Here is a 16,307-nt window from a genome sequence, read left to right as displayed (position 1 = left end):
GCCAGAACGATCACAGAGGGTGGGCGGTCGAAGAGCTGCCATTTGGGAGGAATGACGATGTTACTTCAACGCAGGATCGGTATTATCTCGGCACTGGGTCTCGGTGTTTCGATGATCGCACTCAATGCGGATGCCTTCGAGACCGCTACGCCGCCGGAGCCGCCGCAATTTCCGGCCGAAGGCAAGATCAACTATGTGGCGCGCGATTCGATCCTCGAATTCAAGGCGCTGCCGAGCTACAGCGAGCCTGACTGGGTCAGCGAGAAATTCGAAAAGACCGGCAAGCTGCCGCCCTTGAAAGAGCGCCTGCCGGAAGAACCGCTGGTCTACAAAACCGGCAATATGCCCGACGGTATGGGCGTTTACGGCGATACGATGCGCCATGTGGTCGGCGGCAGGCCCGAGGGCTGGAACTATATTGCCGGCCAGAGCCAGGGCTGGGGCGGCATCGATATCGCCCTTTCCGAATGCCTGACGCGCACGGCACCGCTCTTTCAGGTGGATGCCAAGGACACCGAACCGCTGCCCAATCTGGCCAAAAGCTGGGAATGGTCCGAGGATGGCCACAAGCTGACGATGCATCTCGTCAAGGGCGCGAAATGGTCGGACGGCGAGTCCTTCAATGCCGATGACGTGATGTTCTACTGGGAAGATGCGGTCGTCGACCCCAATGTTTCACCGCTTGGCGGCGGCGCATCGCCCGAGGCTTTCGGTGAGGGAACGACGCTGAAGAAGATCGATGATTACACCGTCGAATGGACCTTCAAGGCCGCTTTTCCCAAGCAATATCTCTACACCATGGCCTATCCGAGCTTCTGCCCCGGGCCGTCGCATATCCTGAAACCGCAGCATCCGAAATATTCCAAGAATACCTATAACCAGTTCAAGAACGCTTTCCCGCCGGAATATATGAACATGCCGGTCATGGGGGCATGGGTGCCGGTCGCTTACCGGCCTGATGACATCATCGTGCTGCGACGCAATCCCTATTACTGGAAGGTGGATGAGAAGGGCCAGCAGCTGCCTTATCTCAACGAGGTCCACTACAAGCTTTCCACCTGGGCCGACCGTGATGTGCAGGCCGTGGCGGGATCGGGTGATTTCTCCAACCTCGAACAGCCGGAGAATTTCGTCGCCTCGCTGAAACGCGCCGCCGACCCCAATGCGCCGGCCCGTCTTGCCTTCGGGCCGCGGCTCATCGGCTATAATCTGCAGATGAATTTCTCCGCCAATAGCTGGGGCAATCCGGATGAACGCGGGCAGGCCATTCGTGAACTGAACCGCAACGAGGTTTTCCGTCAGGCCGTCACATCGGCCATCGACCGCAAGGCAGTCGGCGACTCGCTGGTGAAGGGGCCGTTCACGGCGATCTATCCGGGCGGCATTTCATCGGGCACCAGCTTCTATGACCGCGCCTCCACGGTCTATTACCCCTTCAACCTTGAGGCCGCCAAGGCCGCGCTCGCCTCGATAGGCCTGAAGGATACGGACGGCGATGGTTTCCTGAATTTCCCGAAGGAAACGCTGGGTGGCCGCAATGTCGAGATTACCCTTCTCGTCAATAACGGTTACGCGACGGACAAGAGCCTCGCGGAAGGTCTTGTTGGCCAGATGGCGAAACTCGGCCTGCGCGTCGTCATCAACAGCCTCGATTCCAACCAGCGCGATGCCGCCCATTATGGCGGGCAGTTCGACTGGCTGGTGCGCCGCAACTCCACCGAGCTTTCATCCGTGGTGCAGAATACCGAGCAGCTTGCCCCTGTCGGCCCGCGCACCAGCTGGAACCACCGCTCGCCCGAAGGCAAGGAACTCGATCTGATGCCGTTCGAGAAGGAGATGGCCGATCTCGTTCGCAAGTTCATCTCCTCGCAGGACAATGCCGAGCGGGCCGAACTGATGAAGCAATATCAGAGGGTCTATACGCAGAACCTCTATACGATCGGCCTCACCGAATATCCCGGCGCGCTGATCGTCAACAAGCGGTTCTCGAATGTGCCGCAGGGCACGCCGATCTTCATGTTCAACTGGGCTGAAGACTCCATCATCCGCGAACGCCTTTGGGTCGCGGCGGATAAGCAGGGCAAATACGAACTCTTCCCGCAGCAGCTTCCCGGCAAGCCGGGTGAGGGCGGGCCGATTAACTAGAACTCCTCCCGGAGAAAACCCGGTACCGGTCGCGCGTGAAGCGCGGCCGGAGATACACGGCCCATCCAAACCGAGGAAGACCGTTCGATGCTGAGATTTCTGACGATACGCGTTGCATCCGCCATTCCGGTATTGTTGATCCTGAGCGTGGTAACCTTCGCCATCATTCAGGCACCGCCCGGCGATTATGCCGACTACATCCGCTCGCAGCTGATGAACCAGGGCGGCGCGTCTTTCGAACAGGCGGAAGCGCAGGCTCAGGCTTATCGCATCGAGCACGGGCTCGATAAGCCGCTCGTCATTCAATATTTCAACTGGATCGGCGGCATCGTCACCCGCGGCGATTTCGGCTACAGCTTCTATTACAACAAGCCGGTCGCCGATGTGGTTGGCGAACGCCTGCCGCGCACCATTGCGCTGGCGCTGGTCTGCCACATCCTCGCGTCCGTTCTCGGCATCGCCTTCGGCATCTGGGCGGCTACACGGCAATATTCCTGGGTCGACAACCTGCTCTCCACCATCGCCTTCCTCGGCATGACGATCCCGCGTTTCCTGATGGCGCTGATCCTCGTCTACCTTATGGTGTTTCATTTCGACGTGTCGGAGATCGGCAGCTTCTTTTCGCCGCAATATGGCGGTGCGCCGTGGTCATGGGGCAAATTCGTCGATCTCGTCAGCCATGTCTGGCCGGTGGTCGCCATCGCCGTCTTCGGTGGGCTCGCCTATAATATGCGGGTGATGCGCGGCAATCTGCTCGATACGCTGAATGCACAATATGTCGAGACGGCGCGCGCCAAGGGGCTTTCGGAGGGTGCGGTCATCATGCGCCATGCGGTTCCGAACGCCGTGCATCCGCTCGTCATGTATCAGGGCGTGGTGTTGCCCTACATGCTGAGCGGCGAGATCGAAACCGCGATCATCTTCGCGTTGCCGACTGTCGGTCCCGCCATCGTCGGCTCCATGGCGGTGGGCGATGTCTATGTCACCGCAACCTTCATGATGGTGCTGGCCGCCACGCTGATCGTCGGCAACATCATCGCCGATATGCTGCTCGCCATGCTCGACCCGCGCGTTCGCGAATTCGGGAGGGCCTGAGATGATGGCGTTTGACGAGATGAAGACCGAAACCGCCACCGCAGCAAAACCCGACCGTTCCGCCCATGGCAACGAGACCTATCTCGCGCTGGTCTGGCGGCGTCTCAGACGCTCCTTCACAGGCATGGTCGGGCTGGTGTTGGTGGCGCTGTTGATCCTGATCGCCATCTTTGCGGATTTCTTCGCGCCGATGAACCCGCTCGAAACCCATGGCAGCTTCTCGCCGCCGCAGGTGTTGCGCTTCACCGACAAGGACGGCAATGTCAGCCTTGCACCGCGCGTCTATGCCATCGCTGAAACGGAAGAGCTTGATCCTGTCACCTTCCAACCCATCGTCGGGCCCGATTACGACAATCCCGTCTATCTCGGCTTCTTCGTCAAAGGTGCGGAATACAGACTGCTGGGCCTTATCCCCACGAGCCGTCACTTCTTCGGTTCGACCGACGGCCAGCCGGTGCATTTTCTCGGCACCGACAAGTTTGGACGCGACGTGCTGTCGCGCGCCATTTATGGCTCGCGCATCTCGCTTGCCATCGCCTTGAGCGTCGTCGCCATCGTTACTGTCATCGGCACGAGCGTCGGTCTGATATCAGGCTATTTCGGCGGGCCGCTGGATGCCTGGGTGCAGCGCTTTGTCGAAGTGGTGCTCGCTTTCCCGCAATTGCCGCTTTACCTCGCACTGACCTCGCTCATTCCGGTAACCGCACCCACTACCGTTTTCCTTGTCTTCGTGGTCGGTGTCATGTCGGCGCTCGGCTGGGCGCAGATGTCGCGCGAGGTGCGCGGCAAGACGCTGGCGCTGGCGCGCATCGATTATGTGCGGGCGGCGATTGCCGTCGGGGCCACGGACCGGCGCATCATTTTCCAGCACATCCTGCCGAATGTGATGAGCCATGTGATCGTCGCCGTGACACTGCATATTCCAAGCGTCGTGCTGCTCGAATCCTTCCTCGGTTTCCTCGGCTTTGCGGTGAAGCCGCCGCTCATCTCCTGGGGGCTGATGCTGCAGGATACGGCGACCTATTCCGTCATCGGTTCCTATCCCTGGATTCTCGCGCCGGTCGGTTTCGTGCTGGTCACAGTCTTCGCCTTCAACGCGCTGGGCGATGGCCTGCGCGATGCCGTCGATCCCTATTGAGAGGAGCGTAATATGGTTGCTACTGCACAGAACAACACTTACGCGCCCGCCATCCGCTTTGACGCCGATGACCGAAACGACGCCGCCATCATCGATGCGCGCAACATTGCCGTGACCTTCAAAGTGGAGCACGGCACGGTGGAGGCGGTGAAGGACATTTCCTTCCAGCTTTATCGCGGCGAGACGATTGCCATCGTCGGCGAATCCGGTTCGGGAAAATCCGTCACGGCCCGCTCGATCATGGGGCTTTTGACGAAGCGGGCGTCCGTTTCGAAATCCGCGACCGTGCGTTTCAACGGCGACGACATTCTGAAGTTTTCTAGCCGCCAGCGGCGGGCGTTGCGCGGCAACCGCATCTCGATGATCTTTCAGGAGCCGATGAGTTCATTGAACCCGATCTATACGATCGGCAGCCAGATCGTCGAGGCGATCCGCGTTCATTCGAAACTCAGTCGGAAGGAGGCCGAGGCGAGGGCGCTTGATCTTCTGCGGCAGGTGCAGATACCGGAACCGGAAGCGCGGCTGAAGCAATATCCGCACCAGCTTTCCGGCGGCCAGCGGCAGCGTGTGATGATCGCCATGGCGCTTTCCAACGATCCGGATGTGCTGATTGCCGACGAGCCGACCACCGCGCTCGATGTGACGGTGCAGGCGCAAATCCTCAACCTCATCCGCGACCTGCAAAAGAAGCGCGGCATGGCCGTGGTTCTCATCACCCATGACCTGACGATCGTGAAGCAGTTTTCCGATTACGTCTATGTCATGCAGCATGGTGAGATGCGGGAGCACAACACCACGGAAAATCTCTTCGAAGCGCCGCAGCACCCCTATACGAAAAAGCTGCTTGCCTCCGAACCGCATGGCACGGCAAAGCCGCTGCCGGAAAATTCCGGCGTGCTGCTGACGGCAAGCGGCGTGCGCGTCTCTTTTATGATGCGTTACGGTGGGCTGTTTAAACCCGAACTGAAGGAGCTGATCGCCGTCGACAGTCTGGGGCTTACCCTCAATCGGCACGAGACGCTGGGGCTCGTCGGTGAATCCGGTTCCGGCAAGACGACCTTCGGCCAATCCCTGCTGCGGCTGAACGAGCCGGTGGCCGGCGAGGTGATCTTTGACGGGGAGAGGGTGGATGGCCGCTCCCGCGCTGAAATGCGGCCTTTGCGTTCGCGTATGCAGATCGTCTTTCAGGACCCTTTCGCCTCGCTCAATCCGCGCATGACCATCGGCCAGATCATCGAGGAAGGCCTCATCATCAACGGCCTTGGGAAAACCAAGGCCGAGAGGCTGGACCGGGTGCGCGACGCGCTGGAGGCGGCGGGCATGCCCGGCAATATCCTCTCGCGTTTTCCGCACGAATTTTCCGGCGGTCAGCGCCAGCGCATCGCCATTGCCCGTGCGGTGGCGCTGGAGCCGGAATTCATCCTGCTCGATGAGCCGACCTCGGCGCTCGATCTTTCCGTGCAGGCGCAGATCATCGATCTCCTGCGCAAGCTGCAGGATGAGCGGGGCCTGAGCTATCTGTTCATCTCGCACGATCTGAAAGTGGTCCGCGCGCTCTGCCACCGCGTCATCGTCATGCAGCGCGGGCAGATCGTCGAGCAAGGGCCTGTCGAGGATGTGCTGACCAATCCGAAAACCGAATATACTCAGCGGCTTGTGCGGGCCGCCTTCGAAATCGCTTGAATTCCCAATGCTGGAGGTAGACATGGCAAGAGATCCCAAGATCACATTCATCGGCGCAGGCTCCACGGTGTTCATGAAGAACATCATCGGCGACGTGCTGCAGCGTCCGGCCCTTTCGGGCGCCACCATCGCACTGATGGATATCAACCGTGAAAGGCTGGAAGAAAGCGCCATCGTCGTCAACAAGCTGATTTCGACGCTTGGCGCAAAGGCGAAGGCCGAGACCTACACGGACCAGAAAAAGGCGCTTGCCGGTGCTGATTTCGTCGTCGTCGCCTTCCAGATCGGCGGCTATGAACCCTGCACGGTCACCGATTTCGAGGTGCCGCGCAAATATGGCCTGCGTCAGACCATCGCCGATACGCTCGGCGTCGGCGGCATCATGCGCGGCCTCCGCACCGTGCCGCATCTGTGGAAAATTTGCGAGGACATGCTGGCCGTCTGCCCCAACGCCATCATGCTGCAATATGTGAACCCCATGGCGATCAATACCTGGGCGATTGCGGAGAAATATCCGACGATCCGGCAGGTCGGCCTTTGCCATTCCGTGCAGGGCACGGCCATGGAACTCGCCCATGATCTCGATATCCCATACGAGGAAATCCGTTACCGTTCGGCCGGCATCAACCACATGGCGTTTTTCCTCGAATTCGAGCACCGCCAGCCGGATGGCAGCTACAAGAACCTTTATCCCGATCTCGTGCGCGGTTACCGCGAAGGCCGTGCGCCAAAACCCGGATGGAACCCGCGCTGCCCCAACAAGGTGCGTTATGAGATGCTGACGCGGCTCGGTTATTTCGTCACCGAAAGCTCCGAGCATTTCGCCGAATATACGCCCTATTTCATCAAGGAAGGACGAGAGGACCTGATCGAGAAATTCGGTATCCCGCTCGATGAATACCCGAAGCGCTGCATCGAGCAGATCGAACGCTGGAAGGGGCAGGCGGCGGCCTATCGTTCGGCCGAGAAGATCGAGGTAAAGCAGTCAAAGGAATATGCCTCCTCCATCATCAACTCGGTCTGGACCGGCGAACCCTCGGTGATATACGGCAACCAGCGCAACAATGGCTGCATCACCTCGTTGCCATCGGATTGCGCGGCGGAAGTGCCCTGCCTTGTCGATCATAACGGCGTGCAGCCCACCTTTATCGGCGAATTGCCGCCGCAGCTCACCGCCCTTATGCGCACCAACATCAATGTGCAGGAACTGACGGTGCGGGCGCTGATGAGCGAAAACCGAGAGCACATCTTCCACGCGGCGATGATGGACCCGCATACGGCGGCGGAACTGGATCTCGACCAGATATGGTCGCTGGTGGACGATCTGCTGCTGGCCCATCGCGACTGGCTGCCGGAATGGACGCAGGTGGAGGTGAAGCGGGCGCGGGCGGTGTAAGGCGCGGTTGCGACAAAATACGAAGGTGCAGACCATCTCCTCCGTCATGCCGGACTAGATCCGGCATCCAGCCACGACGCGTCTGCGTCGTGAGAAGACTCTTCCGCGATCAAGCACTTGATCGCGCTGGACCCCGGATCAAGCCCCGGGGTGACGGGGTGCGGATGATGCGGCTTTGCCGAACGCGGCCGTTTCATAGGGCTTTGCAACCCCTGAGGCCTGCCATCATCAGCCGGTTTAGGCGCCTGTCCGAAACCCTCAAAGCATTTGACTTGTGTCAAGGCCACAAGACACCTTGACGTCTAGACATCACCTGAACCCGATCTATCCCCTCTTAAATAGGAGAAATGTCGGGTGCGAATACTAAACGCAATGGTGGGTGGCTTCTTCGGTTTCATCGTATTAGGGTTGAAATTCGAAGGGTTCATGGGGAAAACGGATGTCTAAAAAAGGCTTGCTCGTTGGTCTGGTGATTCTGGTTCTTGCCGGTGTCGCCTATTTCTCCTGGTCAAAGCTGAAGGGTGAGGGACTTCCCGCCGGTTTCGTGGCCAGCAACGGCCGTATCGAGGCCGTCGAGATCGATATTTCCACCAAGACCGCCGGTCGCCTTCAGGACATCATGGTGCGTGAAGGCGATTTCGTGAAGGCCGGGCAGGTGCTTGCCCAAATGGATACGGCGCAACTGGAGGCGAGGAAACGTCAGGCGGAAGCACAGTTTCGCCGTGCGAAAATAGCAATCGATACGGCCCACAGCCTTGTCGCCCAGCGGGAGGCGGAAAAGACCTCGGCACTGGCAGTGGTGGAACAGCGCAAGGCCCAGCTCGATTCCGCCTCCAAGACCTATGCGCGCTCGAAACAGCTGCTGACCGGCAACGCCGTCTCGCAGCAGATCGTCGATGACAGTGAAGCCGCCGAGCAGTCCGCCCGCGCCACGCTCGCTTCCGCCGAGGCCTCGCTTGCCGCCTCCGATGCCGCAATCAACGCCGCCAAGGCGCAGATCGTCGATGCCGAGGCGGCGGTGGATGCCGCGCAGGCCGATATTGAAAGCATCGAGACGGATATCGCCGATGCGACGCTGAAATCGCCCCGCGATGGCCGCGTGCAATATCGGATCGCCCAGCCCGGTGAGGTGCTGTCCGCCGGTGGACGGGTTCTGAACCTCGTCGATCTCGGCGATGTCTATATGACGTTCTTCCTGCCGACGGCCGGGGCCGGCCGCACGTCCATGGGCTCGGATGTGCGCCTGATATTGGATGCCGCCCCGCAATATACCATCCCCGCCAAGGTTTCCTTCGTCGCCGATGTCGCGCAGTTCACACCGAAAACGGTCGAAACCGAAGAAGAACGCCAGAAGCTGACATTCCGGGTGAGGGCGCAAATCCCGCAGGAGCTGCTGCAGAAATATATCCAATATGTCAAAACCGGGCTGCCCGGCATGGCCTATGTCCGGCTTGATCCGCAGGCCGCCTGGCCGGAAAACCTCGAACGCAATCTCGTCAAGTGACGGTGGCCACCATGGTCGCGCCCCCCGCAACGAATGACAGGCATGCACCGGTCGCGCGATTGGCCGATGTGCGGTTGACCTTCGGAAGCACCATTGCGCTGGCCGACATATCGGTCGAGATCCCCGCCGGGCGGATGATCGGGCTTATCGGGCCTGACGGTGTGGGCAAATCGAGCCTGTTGTCGCTCGTCTCCGGCGCGCGCGCCATACAGAGGGGAAAGGTGGAAGTTCTGGGCGGTGATATGTCCGATCCGCGCCACCGCGAGGATACCTGCCCGCGTATCGCCTATATGCCGCAGGGTCTTGGCAAGAACCTCTATCCCACCCTGTCCGTCTTCGAGAATATCGATTTTTTCGGGCGGCTGTTCGGGCAGGGCGGCAGGGAGCGGCAGGCGCGCATTGCCGAATTGCTGAAAAGTACCGGCCTCGAGCCCTTCGCCGACCGCCCCGCCATGAAACTTTCTGGCGGCATGAAGCAGAAGTTGGGGCTCTGCTGCGCGCTGATCCACGATCCCGACCTGCTCATTCTTGATGAGCCGACTACAGGCGTCGATCCGCTGTCGCGGCGGCAGTTCTGGGAACTGATCGATTCCATCCGGGCCGGGCGTCCCGGCATGAGCGTCATCGTCGCCACGGCCTATATGGAAGAGGCCGCCGGTTTCGACTGGCTGGTCGCCATGGATGGCGGCAAGATATTAGCCACCGGCTCGCCTGCCGAACTTCTCGAGCGCACCTCCGCACCCAATCTCGATGCCGCCTTCATCGCGCTCCTTCCCGAAGAAAAGCGCAAGGGTTACCATGAAGTCCATATCGCGCCGCGCAAGGTGGCGGGTGAGGGCGACTATGCCATCGAGGCGTCGCATCTCAGCATGCGCTTCGGCGACTTTACCGCCGTCAACAATGTCAGCTTCAAGATTCCGCGCGGCGAGATTTTCGGCTTTCTCGGCTCGAACGGCTGCGGAAAATCCACCACCATGAAGATGTTGACGGGGCTTCTGGCGGCCAGCGAAGGCGAGGCCAAGCTTTTCGGGCACAAGGTGGATGCCAGCGACATGGCGATCCGTCACCGCGTCGGCTATATGAGCCAGGCCTTCTCGCTCTATTCCGAGCTGACGGTGCGGCAGAACCTCGATTTGCACGCCCGTCTGTTCAAGCTGCCGGAAGAGACCATTCAGCCGCGTATCGCCGAAATGGCCGAGCGTTTCGATCTCGGTGCGGTCATGGAAACCCTGCCGGACGACCTGCCGCTCGGCATCCGGCAGAGGCTGTCGCTGGCGGTGGCGATGATCCATTCGCCTGATATTCTCATCCTCGATGAACCGACCTCCGGCGTCGACCCGGTGGCACGGGACGGGTTCTGGCAAATCCTTGCCGATCTCTCGCGCAACGACAATGTCACCATTTTCATCTCCACCCATTTCATGAACGAGGCGGAGCGCTGCGACCGGATTTCGCTGATGCATGCCGGCAAGGTGCTGATCAGCGATACGCCCAATGCGATTACCAAAAGCCGCAATGCGGCAACGCTGGAAGAGGCTTTCGTCGCCTATCTCGAAGATGCTTCCGGCGTCAAAAAGGCGGAGCCTGCAGCAGCGCCCGTCGCGACAGCGGAGGTGCCAGCGACGCAACATGCTGCACCCAATCGTAAGAGGTTTTTCGATTTCAGGCGCATGTTCAGCTATACGCGCCGCGAGGCGCTGGAACTGCAGCGGGATCCCATTCGCGGCACGCTGGCGGTGCTCGGCAGCGTCATCCTGATGTTCGTCATCGGATACGGTATCAATCTCGATGTCGAGGACCTGACCTTCGCGGTGCTGGACCGTGACGATTCCACCATCAGCCGCGATTACGTGCTCGACATTGCCGGCTCCCGTTATTTCATCGAGAAGGAACCGATCCGCGATTATGCCGATATGGACCGACGGATGCGTGACGGGGAACTCAGCCTTGCCATCGAAATCCCCCCCGGTTTCGGCCGCGACGTGTTGCGCGGCAAGACGGTGGAGGTGGGCGCCTGGATCGACGGCGCCATGCCGCAGCGGGCGGAAACCGTTCGCGGATACGTGCAGGGCATGCACCAGACATGGCTGGCGCGCAAGGCGGCCGAGATTTACGGCAGCGCGGCGACGCAAAGCACTTTCAGCATCGAAACGCGCTATCGATACAATCCGGACGTCAAAAGCCTCGTCGCCATGGTGCCGGCGGTCATTCCGCTGCTGCTCATGCTCATTCCCGCCATGCTGGCGGCGCTCAGCGTCGTCAGGGAAAAGGAACTCGGCTCCATCGTCAATCTTTACGTGACGCCGACCACCCGGCTGGAATTCCTGATCGGCAAGCAGCTTCCTTATGTCGCCCTCGGCATGCTCAATTTCCTGCTTCTGACGGCCTTCGCCATCTTCATCTTCCAGGTGCCCTTCACCGGAAGTTATCTCGCCTATGCGACGGGAGCGCTGCTCTATGTCGTCATCGCCACCTCCATCGGCCTTCTCATGTCGTCCTTCATGAAGAGCCAGATCGCGGCGATCTTCGGCACGGCCCTGCTGACGCTCATTCCGGCAACGCAATATTCGGGAATGATCGATCCCGTTTCGTCGCTACAGGGGGCGGGCGCCTTTATCGGCAATATCTATCCCGCCACCTATTTCATGACCATTTCGCGCGGCACCTTCTCCAAGGGGCTGGATTTCGCCGGGCTTTCCGGCTCGTTCCTGCCGCTTCTCATTGCCATTCCGCTGCTTCTCATTGCCGGCGCCGCACTTTTGAGGAAACAGGCGTCATGAGGCTGTTTTCGTCCAACATCTTCCAGCTCGGCATCAAGGAACTGCGCGGCCTTGCGCGTGACGGCATGTTGCTGCTGCTCATCGTCTACGCCTTCACGCTGCAGATCTACACCGGCTCCAGCGCGCTGCCGGAGACGCTGAACAATGCCGCCATCGCCATCGTCGACGAGGATCAGTCACCGCTTTCAGGGCGCATCAGCACGGCTTTTTATCCGCCCTATTTCTCCCCGCCGAAGCAGATTTCCATTGCGGAAATGGACAAGCGCATGGATGCGGGCCTCGATACCTTCGCGCTCAATATCCCGCCGGATTTCCAGCGCCGGCTGATGGCCGGGCAGCAACCCGCTATCCAGCTCAATATCGACGCCACCCGCATGAGCCAGGCTTTCAGTGGCGGCGGTTACGTGCAGAGCATCGTAACGAGTGAAGTTCAGGAATATATCAACCGTTATCGCGGTGCGACGTCGGTGCCGGTGGACCTGACGCTACGCTCCCGTTTCAACCCGGAGCTGGACAAGTCGTGGTTCGGGTCGATCAACAACATCATCACCGCCATCACCATGCTGTCGATCGTGCTGACGGGGGCCGCGCTCATTCGCGAGCGCGAGCATGGCACGGTCGAGCATCTGCTGGTCATGCCGGTCACGCCGCTGGAAATCATGCTCAGCAAGGTCTGGTCCATGGGCCTTGTCGTGCTGGTGGCCTCCGCATTTTCCCTGTTCGTAGTCGTCAGGGGCCTGCTCGCCATTCCAATCGAAGGCTCGCTCTTGCTCTTCCTGCTCGGAACGGCGTTGCAGCTCTTCGCCATGACGTCGATGGGCATCTTCCTTGCGACCGTTGCAGGCTCCATGCCGCAATTCGGCATGCTGCTGATCCTGTTCCTGCTGCCGTTGCAGGTGCTCTCCGGCGCCATGACGCCGCGTGAAAGCATGCCTGATATCATCCAGTACATCATGCTTCTCGCACCCAACACCCATTTCGTCATACTGGCGCAATCGGTGCTTTTCAGGGGGGCGGGGCTGGATGTGGTCTGGCCGCAATTGCTGGCGCTGCTGGCCATCGGCTCCGCGCTTTTCGTTTTCGCGCTTCGCCGTTTCAGGCGTTTCCTGCGCTGATTCCGCCTATTTCCGCGCAAGTTGAATTAATTGTGTTCGGTAACGGTATGTTCGCCTTCCGTGAATATGCCTATGAGGACGGCTGGGTAAGCGGGCTTTGTTCAGGAGTAGCAAAATGAATATTGCAGCACGTCTGTCACTGGCAGCCATGATCGCACTGGCGGCAACGCCATCTCTTGCGTCAGAAGATATGACGTCGGAGACGAGCGAAGCGATATTCGGTTTCGGCGGCGTCCTGACGAAAGAGGACATGCTGAAAAGTGCAGCCCTCATTCCGGTGGAATATGAGCGCAATGCCATTCTGGGCGGCGGCTATCAGTTCTACCCCTACCACATCGGTAACGTGAAACTCGGCGGCGAAATCGGCGTCGCCGCCAGATTTGGCAAGGGCTTTACCGGTGAAGTCTGGGCGGGTCCGGTTGCACGTTACGAGCAGATCAGGCTCGGAGAGCGGCTGTTCATCACGCCGAGCTTTACCGCCGGCCTCAGCCTCGTCACGGATGCGCAGCGTGGCCGCGAGCGGGAACAGGAAATCAAGGACAACGGCAACGCGAATGTCCTGTTTTATCTGGGACCGGAAATCAACGTGTCCTTCAGCGAGGATTCTTCGACGGAATTCTTCTGGCGTCTTCACCACCGTTCCGGCGGTGGCAAAACACTGGGCAATATGAAAGGCGCCACAAACGCCAACGTATTCGGCGTCCGCTACAAGTTCTGAGCGGCGGGGGGCGGTTCTAGGCCCGGCGAACCGTCTGAATTTTAGTCACGTTTCTTTTTCGTCGCAAAGTGTCATGGGGAACCCTTGCGTCTGGCGCATGGGTGGATTGCCTTATTCTGCCTGTTAATTCGTCATCGAAAAGCGCATATAGGGGGCATCAAAGGACGCCGGAACGAAAACGTTACTGACGTCACCTAAACCTCAGAAAGGGTAATGTCATGAACGTAGCACGCAGCTTCAATAACTGGCGCAAATATCGTCAGACCATCAACGAACTCGGCCGTATGAGCACCCGTGAACTGCACGATCTCGGTATCGATCGTAGCCAGATCACCAGCGTCGCCCGCGCCGCCGTTGGCAGGTAATCAAGGCGATATCGCCTCTTTTGAATGCACAAACGCCCGCTCAGCGGGCGTTTTTGTTTTGGGGATATGGGATGCTTCTGCCGCGAATATCCGCCAGATAATCCGGCGATGTCGAAGTGCCAGCCGAAGGGCGGGGTTTTCTCGACGTCGGGCGATGAATATCGCCATGCATTGAATGCATATCTGTACTGCAAGCTTATGCCTGTCAAATACGCAGAAAAATGCTATCTTCCAATCATCGAAAGGGATGTACCTCCTCCCACATCCTTTTGGTAAAGCGGGTGATCCTACTCCTCCTCCCAAAGGATTGCCCCGGGGACAGCGGTTTTCCTCCTCCCATATCGCTGTTCATCTTTTCAAAAAGCCTGCCGCACCTCCTCCCGCGGCAGGCTTTTTTGTTTTCAGAAACTTGCCTTTGTCTTCAGGAAATATCTCAGTCGAAAGCCATCATGCCGATGGGCGTCACGGCGTGGGCGCCTGCACGTTTGGCAAGGGCATAGGCGAGGCACTGCTCCACGGCATCCTGCGGCACGGGTTTGGCGATTACGCCGGCGCCGATGCCGAGATTGACGACGACTTCGGGGTTTGCCGTCATGAAGATCACCACCACGCCATGATCTTGTGAAAGCCGCCGTCCGATTTCCGGGCCGGTCTGTCCGTCTGCAAGGTTGACGTCGACAAAGGCGATATCGGCGCGGCTGCCAAGCGCCACGGCGTCTTCCAGCCGGTTGGCAATACCGATGACATCTGCCTCTTCTTCCGCCTGCAAAATGGAATCCTCTATATCCATGGCGATGAGGAATTCGTCTTCCACGATCAGCACACGCGGCTGTTCCGTGCGGAAACCCGGTTCGTTTTGCAAGACGTCTGCCAACATATGCCTGCCTCCATTCTGTGTTTCAGAGCAACGGATTGAAAACTGAATCGCGGTTGCGGATCATCCGAGGCTTCAACTAAACCCGGAGCGGCGGGACCGGTTCCGTTTTATTTCCCGCCGCTCCAGCGCGGTCGGCATGCAAACACTTCTCGGCGCAACTCGTTCCAAAGTGAGATAAACATAGTGAATGGAGTGTAAACGGTGTGCCTTTTCGGCTATCACCTTACAAGAGCGAAGCAGTTGATTCGGTTCGGTTTTCATCCGGGGAAGGGGTCGGAGAACGTCGCCGTGGAGCATCTTTCGCCCCCTGGAACACCGTTCTTTCGCCATTATGGGGTGAAAGGCCGGCATGAAAATTCAAAGCGTTACAGCCTCTTTTCCCCATCGGGGAGGAAGCGCTGGAACCTTGCCGATCATTCGCGTGCCGCAGTCAAAGAACGGCGCGGGACCCTATGAGTTTAGAAAGAGAATAAGACGATGACCCAGTCTCCGCGCGCCACCATTGCCCGCAACACGCCCAATATCGCCGTCGTCGGCGTCGGTGGCGGTGGCGGCAACGCGATCAACAACATGATTGCCGAGGGCATCGGTGGCGTCGATTTCATCGCCGCCAATACGGATGCGCAGGCGCTGAAGAAGACCAACGCGCCGCGGCTCGTGCAGCTCAGCTCCGAACTGACCGGCGGGCTCGGCGCAGGCGCCGATCCCGAGGTTGGCCGGCAGGCAGCGATCGATTCACTTGACGAGATCATGGATCACCTGAGCGGCTACGACATGTGTTTCATCACCGCCGGCATGGGCGGCGGCACCGGCACGGGCGCTGCCCCGGTCATCGCCGAAGCCTGCCGGGCGAAGAACATCCTCACCGTCGGTGTCGTGACGCTTCCCTTCAGTTTCGAAGGCGCGCGCCGCATGCGGGCTGCCGAATATGGCTTCGCCAACCTGCTCAACACGGCAGATACCGTCATCGTCATCCCCAACCAGAACCTGCTGCGCATTGCCGATGCCGGCACGACCTTCGAAAATGCGCTGAAGACGGCTGACAAGGTTCTGTCGCTTGGCGTGCGCTGCATCACCGATCTCATCCTGCGCGAAGGCCTGGTCAATCTCGATTTCGCCGATGTGCGCTATGTCATGAAGAATGGCGGCCGGGCGCTGATGGGCACGGCGCAGGCCAAGGGTGAAAAGCGCGCCTCGGAAGCGGCGGCCGCAGCCATTGCCAACCCGCTGCTCGGCGAACCGTCGCTGAAGGAAGCACGCGGCGCATTGGTTTCCATCTCCGGCGGCAACGATCTGACGCTCTACGAGATCGATGAGGCAATGACACTGGTGCGCGAGGCGGTCAGCGAAGAAACCGATGTGGTGATGGGCGCTTCTTTCGACCCGACGCTGGACGGCGCTTTCAAGATTTCGGTCGTTGCCACCGGCCTGCGCAACTGAGGCTTGCCTGAGAAGCGGCGTACTCTTTGCTTCCCAGGGACATCGCCTTCT

General features: G+C 59.6%; 12 protein-coding genes. 11 read left to right on the top strand and 1 reads right to left on the bottom strand.

Features of this window, described 5'->3' with window-relative positions:
* Positions 1-57: 57 nt before the first annotated feature.
* The 10 genes from BTE54_RS21325 (at position 58) to BTE54_RS21280 (ending at position 13,939) form a co-directional block, all read left to right on the top strand.
* The gene (locus BTE54_RS21325) at positions 58-2,145 is read left to right on the top strand and encodes an ABC transporter substrate-binding protein (RefSeq protein ID WP_078053911.1); all 2,088 of its coding nucleotides are present in this window, start codon (positions 58-60) and stop codon (positions 2,143-2,145) included.
* A gap of 87 nt (positions 2,146-2,232) precedes the next feature.
* Complete coding sequence (locus tag BTE54_RS21320) at positions 2,233-3,240, top strand: ABC transporter permease (RefSeq protein ID WP_078053910.1); 1,008 nt, start codon at positions 2,233-2,235, stop codon at positions 3,238-3,240.
* Between the two features lies 1 nt (position 3,241).
* A complete protein-coding gene (locus BTE54_RS21315) occupies positions 3,242-4,378 on the top strand; it encodes an ABC transporter permease (protein ID WP_078053909.1) in 1,137 nt (378 codons plus the stop codon).
* A 12-nt stretch (positions 4,379-4,390) separates the two neighbouring features.
* Positions 4,391-6,061 carry an ABC transporter ATP-binding protein gene (locus BTE54_RS21310; RefSeq protein WP_078053908.1) on the top strand — a complete coding sequence of 557 codons (1,671 nt, stop codon included), beginning with the start codon at positions 4,391-4,393 and terminating at the stop codon, positions 6,059-6,061.
* Positions 6,062-6,083: 22 nt separating this feature from the next.
* A complete protein-coding gene (locus tag BTE54_RS21305; protein ID WP_078053907.1) occupies positions 6,084-7,457 on the top strand; it encodes an alpha-glucosidase/alpha-galactosidase in 1,374 nt (457 codons plus the stop codon).
* Between the two features lie 439 nt (positions 7,458-7,896).
* Entirely contained in the window at positions 7,897-8,961 is a 1,065-nt protein-coding gene (locus BTE54_RS21300) for an HlyD family efflux transporter periplasmic adaptor subunit (protein ID WP_078053906.1), read from the top strand.
* 11 nt (positions 8,962-8,972) lie between these two features.
* Positions 8,973-11,741, top strand: coding sequence for a ribosome-associated ATPase/putative transporter RbbA (rbbA, locus tag BTE54_RS21295; protein WP_078053939.1), 2,769 nt, complete (start codon positions 8,973-8,975; stop codon positions 11,739-11,741).
* Positions 11,738-12,856 (top strand): ABC transporter permease, encoded by a 1,119-nt coding sequence (locus tag BTE54_RS21290; RefSeq protein WP_078053905.1) that lies wholly within the window; start codon positions 11,738-11,740, stop codon positions 12,854-12,856. Before rbbA ends, BTE54_RS21290 begins: the two co-directional genes overlap by 4 nt.
* 115 nt (positions 12,857-12,971) lie before the next feature.
* Positions 12,972-13,574, top strand: a complete 603-nt coding sequence (locus BTE54_RS21285; RefSeq protein ID WP_020811652.1) for a hypothetical protein — start codon at positions 12,972-12,974, stop codon at positions 13,572-13,574.
* Between the two features lie 218 nt (positions 13,575-13,792).
* Positions 13,793-13,939, top strand: coding sequence for a DUF1127 domain-containing protein (locus BTE54_RS21280; protein ID WP_003521716.1), 147 nt, complete (start codon positions 13,793-13,795; stop codon positions 13,937-13,939).
* Positions 13,940-14,372: 433 nt separating this feature from the next.
* Here the strand turns inward: BTE54_RS21280 and BTE54_RS21275 are convergent, their stop codons facing one another.
* Positions 14,373-14,816, bottom strand: a complete 444-nt coding sequence (locus BTE54_RS21275; protein ID WP_065657684.1) for a response regulator — start codon at positions 14,814-14,816, stop codon at positions 14,373-14,375.
* Between the two features lie 477 nt (positions 14,817-15,293).
* On the opposite strand from BTE54_RS21275, the gene ftsZ reads away from it, so the two are divergent.
* Positions 15,294-16,256: a cell division protein FtsZ gene (gene ftsZ / locus BTE54_RS21270; RefSeq protein ID WP_003521714.1), complete on the top strand. Its 963-nt coding sequence runs from the start codon at positions 15,294-15,296 to the stop codon at positions 16,254-16,256.
* Positions 16,257-16,307 lie beyond the last annotated feature (51 nt).

Origin of the sequence: Agrobacterium sp. YIC 4121 (genome assembly GCF_002008205.1) — a bacterium.
In the GTDB taxonomy this organism is placed as follows: Bacteria; Pseudomonadota; Alphaproteobacteria; order Rhizobiales; family Rhizobiaceae; genus Agrobacterium; species Agrobacterium leguminum.
This window is presented reverse-complemented; position numbering and strand designations above follow the sequence as displayed.

Excerpts from the sequence above, each read along its gene's own strand:
- BTE54_RS21325 (WP_078053911.1), top strand. The coding sequence starts at position 58 with ATGTTACTTCAACGCAGGATCGGTATTATCTCGGCACTGGGTCTCGGT.
- BTE54_RS21320 (WP_078053910.1), top strand. The coding sequence starts at position 2,233 with ATGCTGAGATTTCTGACGATACGCGTTGCATCCGCCATTCCGGTATTG.
- BTE54_RS21315 (WP_078053909.1), top strand. The coding sequence starts at position 3,242 with ATGATGGCGTTTGACGAGATGAAGACCGAAACCGCCACCGCAGCAAAA.
- BTE54_RS21310 (WP_078053908.1), top strand. The coding sequence starts at position 4,391 with ATGGTTGCTACTGCACAGAACAACACTTACGCGCCCGCCATCCGCTTT.
- BTE54_RS21305 (WP_078053907.1), top strand. The coding sequence starts at position 6,084 with ATGGCAAGAGATCCCAAGATCACATTCATCGGCGCAGGCTCCACGGTG.
- BTE54_RS21300 (WP_078053906.1), top strand. The coding sequence starts at position 7,897 with ATGTCTAAAAAAGGCTTGCTCGTTGGTCTGGTGATTCTGGTTCTTGCC.
- rbbA (WP_078053939.1), top strand. The coding sequence starts at position 8,973 with ATGGTCGCGCCCCCCGCAACGAATGACAGGCATGCACCGGTCGCGCGA.
- BTE54_RS21290 (WP_078053905.1), top strand. The coding sequence starts at position 11,738 with ATGAGGCTGTTTTCGTCCAACATCTTCCAGCTCGGCATCAAGGAACTG.
- BTE54_RS21285 (WP_020811652.1), top strand. The coding sequence starts at position 12,972 with ATGAATATTGCAGCACGTCTGTCACTGGCAGCCATGATCGCACTGGCG.
- BTE54_RS21280 (WP_003521716.1), top strand. The coding sequence starts at position 13,793 with ATGAACGTAGCACGCAGCTTCAATAACTGGCGCAAATATCGTCAGACC.
- BTE54_RS21275 (WP_065657684.1), bottom strand. The coding sequence starts at position 14,816 with ATGTTGGCAGACGTCTTGCAAAACGAACCGGGTTTCCGCACGGAACAG.
- ftsZ (WP_003521714.1), top strand. The coding sequence starts at position 15,294 with ATGACCCAGTCTCCGCGCGCCACCATTGCCCGCAACACGCCCAATATC.